Below are 16,869 nucleotides of genomic sequence, written 5' to 3' on the forward strand. Positions count from 1 at the left end.
TCGAGGTTTTGGGATTGAGATATTTATCCTCTTTTTTTGGCGAAGGTATTGCTATATGTATCAATTTATCAATCATTTTATCTAGGAAAGCAATACTAATCCTTACATAAGGATCGCCCAATCGCCAGTCAGGTAAGTGCGCTTTGCACAATTCCTCAGCATGTCTTGCCCAAAGACTCTGTGAAATGATAACTCTGCTCCTTGGGAGCAGGGAAGGCGTTTTGAAACAAACGCCTTGATCCTTACAGGTATTTTCTATGCCTTCGGCACGGCTGAGCACAAAGCGCACGCACTCACGTTCGCTGTAAGTCCTATTCGCAGGACTTACGGCGCGAAGCATTCGTAACCATGTGTTAGGACACATCTTTTTCATCCGATATTTCATCTACCGCAATTTCCCAAGGTATACCCTCTTTAGATGGAGGACAGAAACGGATTTTGGCAGTGTCAGAAAATAGCTTTAATTTGTTAGCCATCTGAGGAATAGCATTTGCTATATGCCAGTAACTTTCCATGTCATAGCTAACAATGATCAGTATTAAAGTGCCACCGTTTATTTGAAAATACCAGTGACAATTAGACAATAAAGATCGAGTCATTGAACCACAAGCTTTGAAAAAGCGTTTGCAGATAGCTTCTTCTAGTTGTCTTCGTAATAACTCATCAAGTTGTGTCACCCGAGTTGGAGGCAAATCATCTGGAGAAAGAGGAGGAAGAAAACGTCTGCTCATGGCACAAAATATTTACTATCAACGGAATAGCTTATACATAAATTCGCATTCAATTATGAGGGAACCTCAATTTCTCCAGATTTTTTTCCAAATTATAATAAGAAAATTCATAAAAATGGAATATTTTTTAACACATTGAAAATCTCTTTCCTTGTTCTATTTGTTATTAAATACACGCTCTAACTTATTCGATTGTACTTGTATAAGTGAGCTATAGGCATAAAAAAAGAACAATGACAGTTGTCAGCTTTCAGCAACCAGACTGAAAGCCAACAATTCATTATTCGCTCATCACAGAGGCTCTGTGTTGAGCTTCTTGCCAAAGTTTGTGGAGGAAAAACTCAGTAGGTGAAGCAGAGTGTTCACCATAAGATGAATCGCTGCTCGCGGTGATAAAAATGCCATCAGCATCTTGAGAACCATTTGATAGCCAATAACCTCGCAGAGTCACTTCCACACACTCATGATCACAATTGACAAGAGCGATAATTTCACTGTTCTCTCTATTGACAAGAGCTTTAAGTATTTCTACTCCTGGCAAATTAACAGGAAGTAAAAAGGAAGCAGTGCTGGGTTCAACACATAGAGATTGACCCACTCGCAGTGCCAAAATCACTCGCGCTTGCACCCATTCTTCCAACGATTGAACTAAACACTCTAAACAAAAACTCGCTTCAGTGTATGTTAATTTCAGCATTGCTTATGCTCTCCTGTTATTCCAGGTTTGCTTGAGCTGGGTGAGTGAACTTCCGATCCGCTTTGGCTAGAAAAATATAGTGGATCAGCTTTACCTGTTACTAACAATACAATCGCTTGCTCGATATTAACCCGACACAGTGGCAAATCATTTAGAGAAAACACCACCACGGATTGTTCTAAAACTTGCATCGCGCTTGTCACAGCTTGACTCCTTATAAACAAACCCCCGCTTCTTATTGAGTGGAAGCGGGGGTTAGAATTTGACCTTTAAGTCTTGGTGCTTCTATATCGGTACAGCATCCTGTTGCTTGTACATCCCGCTTCGTAGTTCTAGTTTTGCTACTGCATTCAGTGCACGAATGCTGGCATATTGAGAATCATAATTGCCTTGTGTGATTTGCCATTTATTCCAGCCACCGTCTCCCATAAATAAATACTCCACTCCCACAGCGGCTGATTCCCAACTAAATCGGCAGTTGACAACACGCAAGGAAGTAGAGATGGGGTAAACGGATTTCACAGAAAATTTCACCTATTGAACATTCCTTTAAACATACTACACTTGTATTACTATCCTGTCCATACTTTAAGGAGAAAAACTGATGCATACAATAGCTCGCACACCAACCACCGATATGGAAGTCACCAGCATCCGTCTAGAACGGGAATTGAAAGATAAACTCAAAGAATTAGCTGGAAATCAGGGATATCAAGCTCTGATTCGAGACATCCTCTGGAATTATGTGCAGCAAAAATCAGGTGAGTGGAAGCCCCGATTTTCGCGAGCCGATATTCGGGCTAGCATAGCCGCAACAGCACAACAAGAAGAACGCTGTGTACTAACAGGTCAACTCATTCAAGCAAAACAACCTATGTTACTAGGACTGACAAGAAATGGCGATATGGTTCCTCTGAGTGTCGAGAGTTTAGCTGGTTAAACTTTTTTTCTTTGTGAATGCAGCTCAGTTGTTCTATGTGATACTGCAACGGGCTGCATTCAGAATTTTGTTTTCTCTTATTTATCAGTAAATTTAATAGTTTAAGATATCAAATTATTAGACTCTTTAGTCCAATAGATTTGGATGCCTTGCAAAAGACTGAGGCTGTTTCAGTCGCAGGAGTTTCAACAACACTGAGGTATAAAAACCCTAAAGCTGGGTCAAAAGTAAAATTTTGTAAACAATTATGAGTAAGACTATAAATACCTAAAAAAAATTTGGCTTTTTGTAAAAGTAAGTCACACAGTTTCTCTAAAACTTTGTGGTGATAAGATTTTCTTCTACCTACACTAGCAGGGTTCATCCCACTCACAAAATGCATAATGATAAAGAAAAATACCTTCTTGCTAGAAATATATCAGTGTTAACGCGGATACATTTTACAGAGCTTTCGCCTTAAAACCAGAGAAATTACGGTTTGTATATGGAGGCTGGCAGGATATTCTAAGTCTAGGTTGGCTAGTTATTGAAGACGAACATACCCGAAATTCTTTGACGACAGCGTCTTGATTAATTTTTAATATTTTTTACATAAAAAGAAAATTTCTCACAAAGGATTTGACCATCTCCAATAGAAACGGGCTATAACAGGTAGCACAAGCTTTGGGTGAATCATGTTCCGAGAGGTTGCTTACGAAGAAAATGGGGTCAATATTCAAGAGTGTGGCAAGAATGAACAAACCTTTATCACCGTCCAAGTGTTTAGATGAAGTAAATCTACACAAACAATACTCGGTTAAGCTGATGCCGCATCAGGAAGATCCTGTCTACCAGTTAGTAAACAAAATTAACAAAATAATTGCCAATAGCTCAACTCCGACAAGGATGCTGCAAGATCTTGCCAAAGTCATAGGAGTTGCCTTTCAAGTCGATGGTTGTAGCTTAGTGACAGTATCAGGAGAAGTATCGAGTGAGGCAATAACTGCTAGCTGGTGTGCCCAAGAGAACTTAGAGTTGTCTGGTGCAGAAGATGAAATGTTTTCAATGGAAGAGCACTTAGACGTGGCGGTAATCGAATGTGCGTCTGAAAGATTCACCATTGAGGATATTCCAACCATTCAAAAATGTTTGGCTATTGGACGTCAATCTTTGCCACCGACAATCAAGGCGGTTTTAGCAATACCCACTCGATTTGGTGGTAAAAATAACGGTGTGATTAGTCTGATTAAATCGCAGCCATACATTTGGCGGGAATCAGAAAAACAGCTCTTAAAAGCTGTCGAGTCGTGTTGCGCGATCGCATTTTCTCAAGTCGCACAAACACAGCAGATTGCTGATCAAAATCACTACCTGCGAACTTGTGTACAGCATCAAAGCTTAATCAAGCGGCTAACTATTATAAGTCGCACCAATCTGGAGATTAATCAAATGCTTCGGCTGGCGCTCGCTTCCACAGCTGAGGCTCTCGAAGCAGATCGTGGTCTGCTTATACTGCTCAAGTATACCGATCCATTGTTTAGAAATCGACGACAACAACAAATTCCCCAAGCAAAAGCCTCTGTTGTGGCTCAGTGGAATGGAACGACAGAAACTCCCCTAATAAATCAGTTAGATATTTCACAAATTTCCTTTTCTCTAAGGGACTGTGGTCTATGCCAGCGTGCTTTCGTGAACTCTGGAAATCCATTAATTCTTAATAATGATGATACAAACTTAAAAGATACTTTAACAGTTAACCCAGTATTTGCTATAGAAGCGCTGCCTGTAGTGCTATTAATGCCATTAGAAATTCAAGGTAAAGTATTAGGATTTTTAGTGTTACAGCAAGCAGTAGCTCGCGATTGGCAAGCAACAGAATTAAATATAGTACAAATGGTCTGTGCTCAACTCAGCAACGCCATAATTCAAACACAAACACTACGCCAAGTCCAAACATTGGTAGATGAACGTACAGCACAACTGCAACGTAGTTTGGAAGTTCAAGCAAGACTTTACGAAGTGAAGCGTCAACAGACAGAACAATTACAAAAGCTTAATGATTTGAAGGATGAATTTTTAAGCAATATTAGCGATCGCTTGCGTCATCCACTGACAAGGATTAGTGTGGCTATCCGTAACTTACGTCAAATGGGGCAATTAAACGAACGTCAGACCAAATACGCCCATATGATCGAGCAAGATTGCACCGATGAGATTCATTTAATTAATGATTTATTAAAACTCCAAGAATTAGCCACTCATAATGAACGTCCGCAGTTAGAAACGACTGATTTAAATACAAGAATTCGTGATTTATCTGCCACTTTTGAGGCTAAACTAGCAGATAAGGGCATAAGCCTTTCCCTAGATTTTCCAGATTCGCCACTCACAGTGCAAACTGAAAGAGAGAGTTTTGACCGTATTTTGCAGGAGTTATTAACAAATGCTAGTAAATACTCAGAACATGACACTGTTGTCCATTTGCACGTCACTCATCAAGTCAATCAAGAGGTTGACCAAGTTATGATTAAAGTGAGCAACATCGGACGTGGCATCTCAGAAGAAGAAGCTAGTTACATATTTGACAGGTTTCGTCGGGGGAAAGGGAGATGGACTCCAGGGGCAGGCTTGGGACTTGCTCTGGTCAAGTCTTTAGTTCAACATCTCAATGGGACAATTGCAGTAGAAAGTACGCCCATAGAGGATTCTAGCTTCAGTACAATCTGCTTTACCCTGACACTGCCCCAATTTTCTGATAAAAATGACTCATAACTTGTGAAAGTGACTGAAGAACACAACATACAAGAGGGACTGGATTTGTCTGTTATTAGCGACGACATCGATCTAGAACGAAATGGAGCGACTCAAGCAGATGATTTACAAGCTGTAGACGTCGAAATCGAGAAAATAGCAGAACGAGTGCGACAAATCACGGCTTCGCTTCAAATTTCCCAACCAGTAGAACAAGTCTGGAAAGTACTCACAGATTATGAAGCTTTAGCTGACTTCATCCCCAATCTGACAAAAAGTCGCCTCCTTGAGCATCCTCAAGGAGGTATTCGTTTAGAACAAATAGGCGCTCAGCGGTTTCTACGCTTTAACTTTTGTGCCCGTGTTGTTCTGGACTTAGAAGAATCTTTTCCCAAGGAAATTAATTTCCGCATGGTAGAGGGAGATTTCAAAGACTTCTCTGGTAGCTGGCTATTAAAGCCTTACTCCTTTAGTGAAGATATGGGAACATATCTTTACTACACCGTGAAGGTTTGGCCTAAACGTACTATGCCAATCGCAATCATCGAGCGTCGTATAAGCGACGATATGCAGTTGAACCTTCTTGCCATTCGCCAACGAGTGTTAGAAGCATAAATAAAGAGCGAAGTAGAAATATTTGCAGATTTTCTACTTCGCTCTTTATTTTTTATACCCCCAGGGGAATTCGAATCCCCGTCGCCTCCGTGAAAGGGAGGTGTCCTAGGCCTCTAGACGATGGGGGCGCTAGATCCACACTTTCCATAATATATCTATTTTTCTTATTGATGTCAACAGCTTTTAAAAAAAACTTTCTAGCAAAATGAAAAATAGGGACATTCTAACTGTTTACCAGCAAAAATACTTAATAATAAGAATGGAGAATTCAGAGTATAGAAGAACTCCAGACTCTATAGCAGGGGTTGGGAACAAGGTTGCTTTGCCTGATAGTCAGAGGCAATCATCACTCTTAATTCACAACTCCAGCAAAAAAAGTATAATTAGTAACTAAATATGAAATCAGAACTCGATTTGGTCAGAAACTTTGGATGTGATGTTGCACGCAGTAAAATTAAGATTTACTATTCTTTACAAAAGATTTTGAAATATTTCGGTCAAAATCTACAGCATGGAAGCATCTTTTGAAATCACCCTGCAAATCGTGATTGCCGTGTTTGCAGGTATTTGCGCCCAGGTGCTGGCTGCATCCCTTCGGATACCCAGCATCGTCTTTTTGCTGATGTTTGGCATCCTGCTTGGCTCTGATGGCTTTGGGCTGTTAGACCCTCATATGCTAGGCACTGGTCTGGAAGTTATCGTCGCTTTGGCAACAGCAATTATTCTGTTTGAAGGCGGACTTAGCCTGGATCTTGAAGAGTTAAGCAAAGTTTCGACTAGCCTGCAACTGCTTGTGACCTTGGGAACGATGATCACGCTGCTTGGCGGTAGTATGGCTGTGCACTGGCTGGGTGAATTCCCTTGGCCAATTGCTTTTCTCTACGCTTCCTTAGTTGTGGTCACAGGACCAACTGTTGTTAGTCCTCTGCTCAAACAAATCAATGTGGATCGGCAGGTTGCAACGCTTTTGGAAGGGGAAGGCGTTCTTATTGACCCAGTAGGAGCTATCCTCGCCGTCGTGGTGCTCAACACGATATTAAACGACCATACCGACTTCATGACGGCAATGATCAGTCTCACGCTGCGCTTGGGTGTTGGTGGAATCATTGGTGCAGCAGGTGGCTGGCTGATGTCCTTAATTTCCAAACGTGCCAATTTTCTCTCGTTTGAACTAAAAAACCTGGTTGTTCTGGCGGGATTATGGGGCTTATTTGCTTTATCGCAAATGATTCGTAGCGAGTCGGGATTAATGACAGTTGTCGTTGCAGGAGTCGTTTTTGGAGCTTCCTCAGTGCCAGAAGAACGATTGTTGCGCCGTTTCAAAGGTCAACTGACTATTCTCAGCGTTTCGGTGTTGTTCATTTTGCTCGCTGCTGACTTATCTATTGCGAGTGTCTTTGCTTTGGGTTGGGGTGGTGTGTTCACGGTGCTGGTCTTGATGTTTGTCGTTCGCCCGATAAATATCCTCTTTTGTACTTGGAACAGTGAATTTAACTGGCGCCAGAAATTGTTTTTAAGTTGGGTTGCCCCACGCGGAATAGTTTCTGCCTCCGTTGCTTCTTTGTTTGCAATTTTACTGACTGATCGCGGAATTAACGGTGGTGAAGCTATCAAAGCTTTGGTGTTTCTCACAATTATTATGACTGTGTTCTGTCAAGGGTTAACGGCTGCTTGGTTTGCCAAGTGTCTGGAAATCACCTCAAAAGACACCATAGGGGCGGTGATTGTCGGTTGTAACCCCTTGAGTTTATTAATTGCTCGGTTGTTCCAAGAATGGGGAGAACCAGTGGTGATGATTGACACTGACGCACAACGTAGTGAACAAGCCCAAGCACAAAATCTGAGAGTTATCTCCAGCAGCGCCTTGGATACTGGTGTATTGGAAGAAGCAGGACTTGGCTCAATGGGAACTTTTTTAGCAATGACTAGTAATGGTGAGGTTAATTTTGTCTTAGCACAACGTGCGGCAGAAGAGTTTAATCCGCCGCGTGTCTTGGCTGTTTTCCCTCGTGATCCACAAGCAACAACCTCTACGAATGAGAATACGGTTAGTCAGGCTTTGATTCCAGATTTACCAATTAAAACCTGGAATGATTATGTGAATGACGGACAGGTTAAGTTGGGGACAACGACGCTGAATGAATCTAGTTTTGACCTTCAACAAGAGCATTTGAAGGCATTAATTAGAGCTGGCGAATTGATACCGCTATTGGTAGAACGAGAAGAACATCTTCAAGTTATGCCCGCAGCGCAAGAGTGGGAAGTTGGCGATCGCATTATCTACCTATTACACGATCCCAGACCACAATTATTAAAACGCTTGTCGGGTGCTAGCCAGTCCACTCGCCTCGCCCTTGAAAAATTACCGAAGGTTGAAGAAATACCGTTGGCAAAACTCTCTCAACTTTCTCGCAGCGATGCTCCCACACCTTAAAATTTATTATCCCTGAGCATTGGCTGGTTGCTGCTGTACTTTATCAGTCTGTGGGAGCGTTCCTTCTGAATACATTTTTTTCAATTGCAATTCTAGCCACAGCACACTCAATAAATGCACAACAGATAGAACTATGGCAGTAACCGAGATCAGATAACTATGTATTGTGTAAAGGTGCTGCACAGTGATGGTACTAATCGCTCCACCACCAGTCAAAATATCTCGCAGTATTGAACCAACCAAAGGAATAGCTTCTATGGTTCCCAGTTCGATGTTAAAACGCCAAAATCCTTCTTGATCCCAAGAGAGGATCATTGCTGTCCAACCCAATCCAATCGCACTTAGGGTAAAGAAAATCCCACTGATCCAAGCAGTCAGCCAACTCTTGCGAAATTGTCTGCTGACAAACATGATCACAACTTGGATCAGAGCAATGACAACAACTGCGTTACCAGCTATCTGGTGCGCTTTGTGGAATAACCAACCGTATGGAACTTCTGTGTCAATGATTTTCAATGACTGGTAAGCTCGACCTGCTGCTGGTTCATAGTAAAAGGACAACAAAATTCCGGTCGTAGCACCAACCAGGGTTAAAGTGATGATGACTACCGATAATATTGTTGTGATTCGCCGCAGAACCACATCTGACTGTGTGTTGTCCATGGCTAAGCACTTCCTTAATTATCTTTACTTGTATTACGAGTCTAACTAAGAATTATTAAGAATAGTTAGTTTTTGATAAGAATTAAAAAATATTTTTTATACTAAGTATTGAACCCAAGCTTTCAATGGTTCTGGTGAACCGTACCACAATCCAGAGCTTTTAGGAGAATGCCTGACTCCTTCTATAACAAGATTTTGGGCCCCTTCAAGATGAGCCGCTTCAATGGGTATAATTCCGTCACCCCACGTGTTACCTTTCCCACAAGTTAACTGATAGCTACTGTAAGCTAACCAACTGCCCCTCCGCCTTTGCCCAAAGATAGTTTTTCCAGCTACACAAACGTAGCGAACATTTTTGTAAAATGTTCCAGGATAGTTTTGATTAACAAAATCCAAATTCCAGCGTGTCCAGCGTTCTTGGCTGACATGAGGTGTACCCAATGTTATCAGAGTTGCAACCAGAGGATGAGCTTGCCATACAGATGATGTGACTTCACCACGTCCTGAGTAAGGTTTTTCTCCCAAGTAAATGCGAGAAAGCCAACCTCCGGCTGAGTGACCAATCAAGTTAATTTGAGACGTATTGTATTGCTGTAACATCTGGTTGACCGTCGCATGGAGTTGCTGCAAAATAGGTGTCACAGATCTTCCGCCAAGAGTGGGTATCCAGTCACGCCGTCGCAGTGCTACAGTCACAGCAGGAAAACCCAATTGCTGCAAAGATTGTTCTAGTGAGCGGTAAGCAACTCCGCTTTCTAGATATCCCGGCAAAATAACTGTCGGTAAAGGCATTTTTGATTTTGGATAGAGATTAGAGATGAAAAAGCGTCATTTTGGAAGCAGAATGTTAGCGATTGCAACTTTTGAGTAAAATATCCGTCATTTTTGAAAAAAATAACAAGTTAAAAAATTGGTGTTGTTCGGTGTTTTCAATTCTCAATAGAAAGCTATTATTTGAAGAGGGGCGCTTCCGTTCTACTACTATACTATATGTTACATGTTACCTCATAGATTTGACTGCTAGATAACTGCAACTGAGTCGAGTGAATGATAATAGCAAAGTAATAGATTGCTAGATAATTGCAACTGAGTCGAGTGAACGATAACAGCTATGTCCTACGTCTCCGTCCTAAAAAATATACCCGAATTCTTAAGCCAGCCGACTGGGATAGCAGTCCTAGCATCTCTTGGCATTCACAGTGCTATCGCGTTTCTCCTGCCGATAGTGCCAATGAATTCTTCTAAACCTAAGCAAGAACCATCATTAAAAAGCAGTGTTGGACTTGTTGAATTAAGTCAATCTGAAAAAAACCGTCTACCACAACCAGGCGTACCACAACTCTCCTCACAACCGCCAGCACCCGCATTACTTCCACAAGTTCCTTCGCCAAAGTTTGCTAATCAATCAATTCCATCATTACCGCCTTTACCACCATCACGGTCTTCTACTGCTCTGATATTACCCCCCCTGCCTACTAAAACGAATAATGTAGCCATTGCTTCGTTGCCTAAAAGTCAGTCTTTGCCAATTCTTTCCAAGAAAGATTTGCAACCTGATCCATCGTTAAGTACGAAAGTTAGACCATTGCCTCGTTATGCAGAACCTGACCCATCATTAAGTGCGAAAGTCAAACCATTGCCTCGTTTTCCAGAAGAAAAGGTACAATTACGAGAAGCTAAGCCACTGGCATCTTCTAGGATTCCTTACAATGTACCTCCAATACAGGCAGCTAACATAGCTCAGGAACAGGAACTCCTTAACACCTCTGCTCCTGTTTACCCTGACCAGATGCGTGCCGCTAGCGATGTAAGCAATGCTACACAAAACACTGCTCCTGGCAGCGAGGTATCACAAGGTGCGAATAATCAGCCGCTGGTAACCCCTGTTGTACAATCTCCACAAGTTGGAGATAACAGCATCGCTTTAGCAAGGCAAAACCTCCCGCAATTGCAGCAAGGTTCAAATTTGCAAGCTCCTGAGTTACCCCCACTAGCAACTGCCCGGTCGTTGTCAACACCGTTAATACCGTCAATACCGTCAACACCGTCAACACCTAAAACCTTTCCACAACGTTTGGCAGAAGCTAAACAGCAATATCCTAACTTAGAAACCAAACAGCCCATAGCTGAAACAGTTAATGGCAAAACAGCACAACAGGGCAACGTTGAAGGTGATTTGGTAGTCAATCGTCAAGGTCAAGTGGAGTCAATAGATTTCCGAAATAATGCTGTTTCACCTGAGTTGAAAACATCTGCTAGGCAATATCTCAGAGAATATTTCCAAAAAAATCCTGTGCAGGCAAATGGCAAGCCCAAGCTTTACCCATTTAACATTTCGTTCAAGCCTAACAGCAATATTTCTAAAATTCCTGCATCCGAACTGTCAACCTCATCTCAAGTCAGTCAAACGCAACCAGCAACCACCGCAGCACAACGCAGCTTAATTCAACGTTTGCGCTCAGTACCAGTCACCTCACTACCATCCAAAGAACCACAAAAAATCGAGATGACTCAGGGTTTGCGTCCCGACAAGGTCAATTTACAACCATCCAAACAACCGCAAAAAGTTAATTTGGCTCAGCGATCTAGCTCATTATCAACGAACCAACAACTATCCCAAAGCCAAACTCAGTCTGCACCGCAAGCAAATCTTGAACAACAAACTTCACGACGGCGACGGGTGGTTGTGATGCAGAATACGCCCGCACCACAAACTAATCAAGAAAAACAAACATCACAGCAACAGGTTGTTGTCAGACAATCTGCATCTTCTTTACAAACTGATAAACAACAACAAACATCACAGCAACAAGTTGTTGTCAGACAGTCTGCATCTTCTTTACAAACTGATAAACAACAACAAACATCACAGCAACGGGTTGTTATCAGACAAAGTACGTCGTCACCACAAGCTAATCTTAAACAAACTTCTGAGCAAGAAGCCAGTAGCAATCAAGCTTCTGCTTCTGGTCAAAATAGTCAAAAATTACTACAACAGTTGCGTCAAATTAGAGATACAAGACAAGGCGGCAATCAGGAAAAATAAAAACAGTAATCACTCAACTAAAGTTCCTGATCTTGCTTCCCATCAAGAAAAAACCCTCTGGTGTCCCAGAGGGTTTTCTTTTTGTATTGTATTTTTAGCTATCTTGCCAGCCTTGTTCTGCTTTTTCGACAATGTAAGCAGCTACGTCTATAATCTCCTGTTCACTTAACTTACTCTTGAATGCGGGCATAGCATTCTTACCATTTTGCACCTGGTAGATAATCGCTTGGATTGAGTCTGCATCATAATCCTCCAGGTACTTTGATAAAGCTTCCTTTTTCAAAGTTTTTTCGCTAATCAGGATGTTACCACCACCTATGTGACAAGAAGAGCAGTTAGCTTTAAAGATTTTGGCACCGTAGGATATTTCGGCTGCAAGTGCTGAATCAATAAATGTAAATTGGAACAAGGCGATGTTCCAGCAGGGAGCCGCCCAAAGGGCGATCGCCAATAAAGCTATAAATAAAACTATTCTCAAGAGATTCTCCTTGCAACTAGCCTCCAGCGACTCAAAAACAGTCTCCAGTAACTATTGTAAGGCTGCCAGAAGTCTCAAAGGAACTACTCTTTGATACAGTTGCTAACTTACTCGTGCGACTATGCCGTAATGCTCTAAATTATTTGTGACTAACGAGAGAATTTGTTTGTTTAGATACAAATTTTTTCAAAATTAGCGGTGACGAGTTTACCTCTGTTTGTTGCTATCAACTCTTGGACGAGGATAAAACTTGTCACCACTGATAACCCCTCATGTAAACATCCCAACATTAGGGTCTGTTTCTAAAAGCGTAATTCGCTCTTGTATAACACGATGAAGTTTTTCTGTCAACAGCTTAAATCTAGCCTTCGACAGTGACTTTGCCAACCATACCTGCGCCACGGTGAGGTTCGCAGTAGAAAGTGTATTCACCCGGAGCTGCGTCTGCTGGGATAGTTGTTGTTGTTTTTTGACCAGGACTCATGAGCAACTTCTTATGAGACAAATCTTTGGCAACTTCCTTACTCTTGGCAGGATTTTTGGCTGGATCAAACACAACATTATGAGGAGGAACTTTGTTGTTCAGCCATTCAATTGTGTCGCCTGGTTTAACTGTCAATTGCTTTGGCTGAAATACCAACATTCCTTTATCACTACCCAGTTTGACAGTATATGTTTCCGCTGAAGCACTGGGAGCAAAAACAGCTAAGCTACTGACAACGAAAAAAATTGTTAACAATGCTAGACTAAAGCGCCGTAAGCTTGACGCGATTATTTTCATGGCTTTCTCCTAACAGCAGGTTTTATCTTCCTTATCCATTTTAAATAAAATTAAGCCAAATATGACAATATGTCGTAGATGCAAATTTTTTTTTAATATTGGCGGATCATACTATTGTCATCAGCAATGACGACTTGACTATAAAACACAAAGATGTATATGATTCATCAGTCTTAAGTACTAAGTTCCAAAAAACTCTTTTTGTCCTCAATTCCAGCTCACTGACTCCAACTATTTTCCTAAGTGTTGTAACTGTTAATCAACCTCCATTAAAAATAGTTTGTAGTCATTAGTCAGTAGTACCGCGCTCGTCCCAAGGACAGACGCGTAGCGGTGAGGGGTATGTGTGTTTTATTTTGTTGGTGTGTAGTAGTGAATAAATCATTAGTCTCTATTTAGAGAGCTTCTAATGATCCAACAGCAGAGCCAGAGCCAGCACGAGGAAAACCTCGGTACAGCCCTGGCTCACTAATGACTAATAACTAAATCAAGCTACTCGTTTTAGTAATAAATTTTACCGCCTCCCCATCGTATAGGGTCAACCTTCGGTTGCACGAGAATATAACCAGCGATCGCCTCTAGGTCATCATCGGTCAGATTTCTCATTTCTGTGAAAATATCTGCGCTCTTGGTGCTGGGGTGTAATTCAGAAATTTCCTCTTCCCCGTCAAAGGTGGTAGGATTTTTCAGATAGTCCACCAAACCTTCAACATTGTTACGGTTTGGTGTCGCTAGGGCGAGTGTTTCAGGATCGAGTCCTATGTTTTGGTTTGTCTTGGTAATACCTCCAGGATGACACTGGGAGCAAGTGTTGTTAAATAAGCGTTTGCCTTCTTTGAGTTGTTTAAGGCTGACGACAGTAGTCTCGCCACCCTCATTTAATGTCACCGTGCGGGTCGTTTTATCTAGTTGCACTGCGGAGGCGCTACCGACAACGAATTGAAAGGTCAGCAAAATAGTTGCCGCAAAAATGCCAAACAATTTTCTAAACATTTTTCCCCTTAACGATTTTGATGCTCAACACAGCTAAGATGACAATGCTCAATCTCATTCGTGCTCATGGCTAATTGCTGAGTGTTAATATTGTTTGCTATTAGGCACGAGCTATAAGCAACTCAAGTCACTTCGGTTTCATTAACTCAGTTGCCAGTACCTTCTAAGTGTCCTTCAGACAGAATTTGGGAAATAATTGCCTTTGTATCCTAAGCGAGCCAAAGGGGTCTTAGGGTTTGTAGGCAATTAAAAGTTCGTCACACATAGACAACACCTTTTCCACAGGAACACTGTAGTCAGTGGCTATCTCGGCAATTGACAGATCCGCAAAAGCCATAACACTTCAGGTAGAGATAGAGCTGCTGTAATACCAATATCACAAAAGGCGACAGGGAAACTCATCAGTAGTAGGCTGACTCAGAAAGCTTGCCATGTCATGTTACGTGTGGGAGTGTCAATTATTGATGATGTTGATAGCGACGGAAGGCAGGATCTTAGGTTGCTAAAAGGTTTTGGGGCTAAAGTGCGACTTCTGGAACACCAATACAAACTCCGTTTGCATTGCCCCAAGCGATGCTCACAAAGGGCGACTCACCATGTGGATGTCATGGCAAACCTGTACGGGGGTCAATTTTTGTTTTCGGTGGTACTAAAATTCTACATTTTCTTCTACGTCTGGTGTCAGTCCAGCTCACTGTTTTGTCCTTACTGAAAACTGTTTGGTTTACTGTGTTTAAGTTTTGTTGATAATGAGATTTATTTTAAAGATTCTATGATAATGATTATTACATTGAATTTCCTGATTAGGTATTAGTAATAACAACAAAATTTTTCAAGAAGTACTGCTGTATGTACTTAGACTGAACAAATGTATATATTTATTCCGAGTGAACTCTTGTAATTTGTCGTGTAGGAGTTTTACTTTGATATATATGCAGATTTAATGATAATTTTTGAAATTTGTTGTTAAACCATTTGTTGATTACTGATAAATTAATGAAACTACTTTCTATAAAAAATGAGTTTTAAGAAAGCAGAGTGTGGCTACTAATTGAGAATTGGTGTGAGGAAAAAATGACAAACTTGTGGAAATCTTTGCTGGCTGGCCCAGCAGTTCTCGGGGCAATGTTAGCGATGAGTACCACTGCTGTTGCAGGGGAAACACCAGCCAATTTAGAAATCAAACAAGCTGAGAATACCACCCAAAACAAGACAAGGGCACAAGTCACTTCGGTGTCTCAGCTATCAGATGTACAACCCACAGATTGGGCTTTTCAAGCACTGCAATCCTTAGTGGAGCGCTATGGCTGTATTGCTGGATACCCGAATGGGACTTATCGCGGAAATCGAGCGATGACGCGATATGAATTCGCAGCTGGGTTGAATGCTTGTCTCAACCGAGTTAACGAACTCATAGCCACAGCTACAGCAGATTTGGTAAATAAACAAGATTTAGCGACATTACAAAGATTACAAGAAGAATTTGCAGCAGAACTGGCTACACTGCGAGGTCGTGTGGATACTTTGGAAGCAAAAGCTGCTGAGTTGGAGGCAAATCAATTTTCGACTACAACCAAACTCAACGCTGAAGCTGTGGTGACAGTGGCAGGAATTGCGACAGGAGAGAATGCAAGGGGAGAAAAAATAAGCCGGAATACTATCGTAGGAGATCGAATTCGCCTCAACTTTGACACAACCTTTAATGGCGAAGATTTACTCAGAACTCGACTACAGGCGAGCAACTTGAATGCTTTCTCTAGCACCTCTACGTTCACACCAGAAGGCGACTTCCGATTCGCAGGCGGCGCTTTCGATGACAGTAACAGTAATGATGTAGGGCTAGACGCACTGCTGTATCAGTTTAAGATTGGCGAGAAAACAACCGTTGTTGTTGAAGCCAATGCAGGTGCGATTGATGATTTTACCAATACAGTTAACCCTTTCCTGGATGGGGATGGTGGTACCGGTGCCCTTTCTCATTTTGGCACTCGCAACCCAATTTACTATCAGCTTAATGGTACTGGTTTAGGACTTAGGCACGAGTTCAGCAAGAACCTGGAACTTAGCTTAGGGTATTTAGCAAACGCCGCTGCCAATCCTGACAGGGGAAGTGGTCTGTTCAATGGTCCTTATGGCGCAATGGCACAGCTAACTATCAAACCAAGTGACAAATTTACCTTTGGTTTGACCTATGTGAATGCTTATAACAATGATTTCACTGCTAACGGTAGTACTGGTAGCAACCGTGCCAACCTACGATCAGCATTGGCAAATAATCCCAATCTACCAGATCGTTTAGCGACCTTCTCAGAGCTTGATGTACCAATTTCCAGTAATTCCTATGGTATAGAAGCATCCTTCCAGCTTAGCCCTAAGTTCGTTTTGGGTGGTTGGGCTGGTTATACCAATACTCGCACCTTGTCCTCTGTTGGTGGAACAATTCCCCGTGGGGAACTTGAGATTTGGAATTATGCTGTCACCCTAGCCTTTCCGGATTTAGGTAAAAAGGGTAACGTCGCAGGTATTATTGTGGGTATGGAGCCGAAAGTGACTGGTGTGAGTGATTCTCTGAGGAGGGCGATCGGCAAAGACGAAGACACTTCCTATCACATTGAAGCTTTCTACCAATATCAGGTGAGCGAAAATATTAGCATAACTCCAGGAGTCATTTGGCTGACAGCGCCAGATCATAACAGTAACAACGATGGTGTTGTGATCGGTGCAGTCAGAACCACCTTCAGTTTTTGAAAAGCACAAATTA

Annotated in this window: 15 protein-coding genes, 1 tRNA gene and 1 pseudogene; 6 read left to right on the top strand and 11 right to left on the bottom strand. The window is 41.9% G+C overall.

The features are described 5' to 3' along the window. The 5 genes and pseudogenes from AC5JM2_RS03190 to AC5JM2_RS03210 all read right to left on the bottom strand — a co-directional run. A partial coding sequence (locus AC5JM2_RS03190; RefSeq protein WP_495833469.1) for a hypothetical protein occupies positions 1-385 on the bottom strand: 385 nt, incomplete at its 3' end. Further along, complete coding sequence (locus tag AC5JM2_RS03195; RefSeq protein ID WP_495833470.1) at positions 354-731, bottom strand: hypothetical protein; 378 nt, start codon at positions 729-731, stop codon at positions 354-356. The genes AC5JM2_RS03195 and AC5JM2_RS03190, both read right to left, overlap by 32 nt. 280 nt (positions 732-1,011) lie before the next feature. Beyond that, positions 1,012-1,428 (bottom strand): alr0857 family protein, encoded by a 417-nt coding sequence (locus AC5JM2_RS03200; RefSeq protein WP_495833471.1) that lies wholly within the window; start codon positions 1,426-1,428, stop codon positions 1,012-1,014. A gap of 35 nt (positions 1,429-1,463) precedes the next feature. Beyond that, positions 1,464-1,631 (bottom strand): annotated as a pseudogene (locus tag AC5JM2_RS03205) (HNH endonuclease); the annotation flags it as partial. Between the two features lie 82 nt (positions 1,632-1,713). Beyond that, entirely contained in the window at positions 1,714-1,950 is a 237-nt protein-coding gene (locus tag AC5JM2_RS03210) for a hypothetical protein (protein WP_495833472.1), read from the bottom strand. An 82-nt stretch (positions 1,951-2,032) separates the two neighbouring features. Here AC5JM2_RS03210 and AC5JM2_RS03215 point away from each other — a divergent pair, with 82 nt between their 5' ends. The 3 genes from AC5JM2_RS03215 to AC5JM2_RS03225 all read left to right on the top strand — a co-directional run bounded on the left by AC5JM2_RS03215 (position 2,033) and on the right by AC5JM2_RS03225 (position 5,713). Then, entirely contained in the window at positions 2,033-2,368 is a 336-nt protein-coding gene (locus AC5JM2_RS03215) for a ribbon-helix-helix domain-containing protein (RefSeq protein WP_495833473.1), read from the top strand. 732 nt (positions 2,369-3,100) lie between these two features. Next, positions 3,101-5,119 carry a GAF domain-containing sensor histidine kinase gene (locus AC5JM2_RS03220; RefSeq protein WP_495833474.1) on the top strand — a complete coding sequence of 673 codons (2,019 nt, stop codon included), beginning with the start codon at positions 3,101-3,103 and terminating at the stop codon, positions 5,117-5,119. A 9-nt stretch (positions 5,120-5,128) separates the two neighbouring features. Then, a complete protein-coding gene (locus tag AC5JM2_RS03225; protein WP_495833523.1) occupies positions 5,129-5,713 on the top strand; it encodes an SRPBCC family protein in 585 nt (194 codons plus the stop codon). Positions 5,714-5,768: 55 nt separating this feature from the next. Here AC5JM2_RS03225 and AC5JM2_RS03230 read toward each other — a convergent pair. Next, positions 5,769-5,841, bottom strand: a tRNA-Glu gene (locus AC5JM2_RS03230). 383 nt (positions 5,842-6,224) lie between these two features. Between AC5JM2_RS03230 and AC5JM2_RS03235 the strand changes: the two genes are divergently transcribed. Next, positions 6,225-8,147, top strand: coding sequence for a cation:proton antiporter (locus AC5JM2_RS03235; protein ID WP_495833475.1), 1,923 nt, complete (start codon positions 6,225-6,227; stop codon positions 8,145-8,147). A 6-nt stretch (positions 8,148-8,153) separates the two neighbouring features. Here the strand turns inward: AC5JM2_RS03235 and AC5JM2_RS03240 are convergent, their stop codons facing one another. Further along, positions 8,154-8,810 (bottom strand): cytochrome b N-terminal domain-containing protein, encoded by a 657-nt coding sequence (locus AC5JM2_RS03240; RefSeq protein WP_495833476.1) that lies wholly within the window; start codon positions 8,808-8,810, stop codon positions 8,154-8,156. A gap of 96 nt (positions 8,811-8,906) precedes the next feature. Beyond that, on the bottom strand, positions 8,907-9,602 hold the full coding sequence (locus tag AC5JM2_RS03245) for an esterase/lipase family protein (RefSeq protein ID WP_495833477.1): 696 nt from the start codon (positions 9,600-9,602) through the stop codon (positions 8,907-8,909). A 319-nt stretch (positions 9,603-9,921) separates the two neighbouring features. Between AC5JM2_RS03245 and AC5JM2_RS03250 the strand changes: the two genes are divergently transcribed. Next, positions 9,922-11,856, top strand: a complete 1,935-nt coding sequence (locus tag AC5JM2_RS03250) for a hypothetical protein (protein ID WP_495833478.1) — start codon at positions 9,922-9,924, stop codon at positions 11,854-11,856. 94 nt (positions 11,857-11,950) lie between these two features. Here AC5JM2_RS03250 and petJ read toward each other — a convergent pair whose 3' ends face one another. From petJ to psbV, 3 genes are all read right to left on the bottom strand, one after another. Further along, positions 11,951-12,334, bottom strand: coding sequence for a cytochrome c6 PetJ (gene petJ, locus AC5JM2_RS03255; RefSeq protein WP_495833479.1), 384 nt, complete (start codon positions 12,332-12,334; stop codon positions 11,951-11,953). 361 nt (positions 12,335-12,695) lie between these two features. Next, on the bottom strand, positions 12,696-13,115 hold the full coding sequence (gene petE, locus AC5JM2_RS03260) for a plastocyanin (protein ID WP_495833480.1): 420 nt from the start codon (positions 13,113-13,115) through the stop codon (positions 12,696-12,698). A 501-nt stretch (positions 13,116-13,616) separates the two neighbouring features. After that, positions 13,617-14,108 carry a photosystem II cytochrome c-550 gene (gene psbV / locus AC5JM2_RS03265; protein WP_169265504.1) on the bottom strand — a complete coding sequence of 164 codons (492 nt, stop codon included), beginning with the start codon at positions 14,106-14,108 and terminating at the stop codon, positions 13,617-13,619. A 1,074-nt stretch (positions 14,109-15,182) separates the two neighbouring features. Here psbV and AC5JM2_RS03270 point away from each other — a divergent pair. Then, a complete protein-coding gene (locus tag AC5JM2_RS03270; protein WP_495833481.1) occupies positions 15,183-16,856 on the top strand; it encodes an iron uptake porin in 1,674 nt (557 codons plus the stop codon). Positions 16,857-16,869 lie beyond the last annotated feature (13 nt).

It is taken from the genome of Brasilonema angustatum, assembly GCF_059505445.1.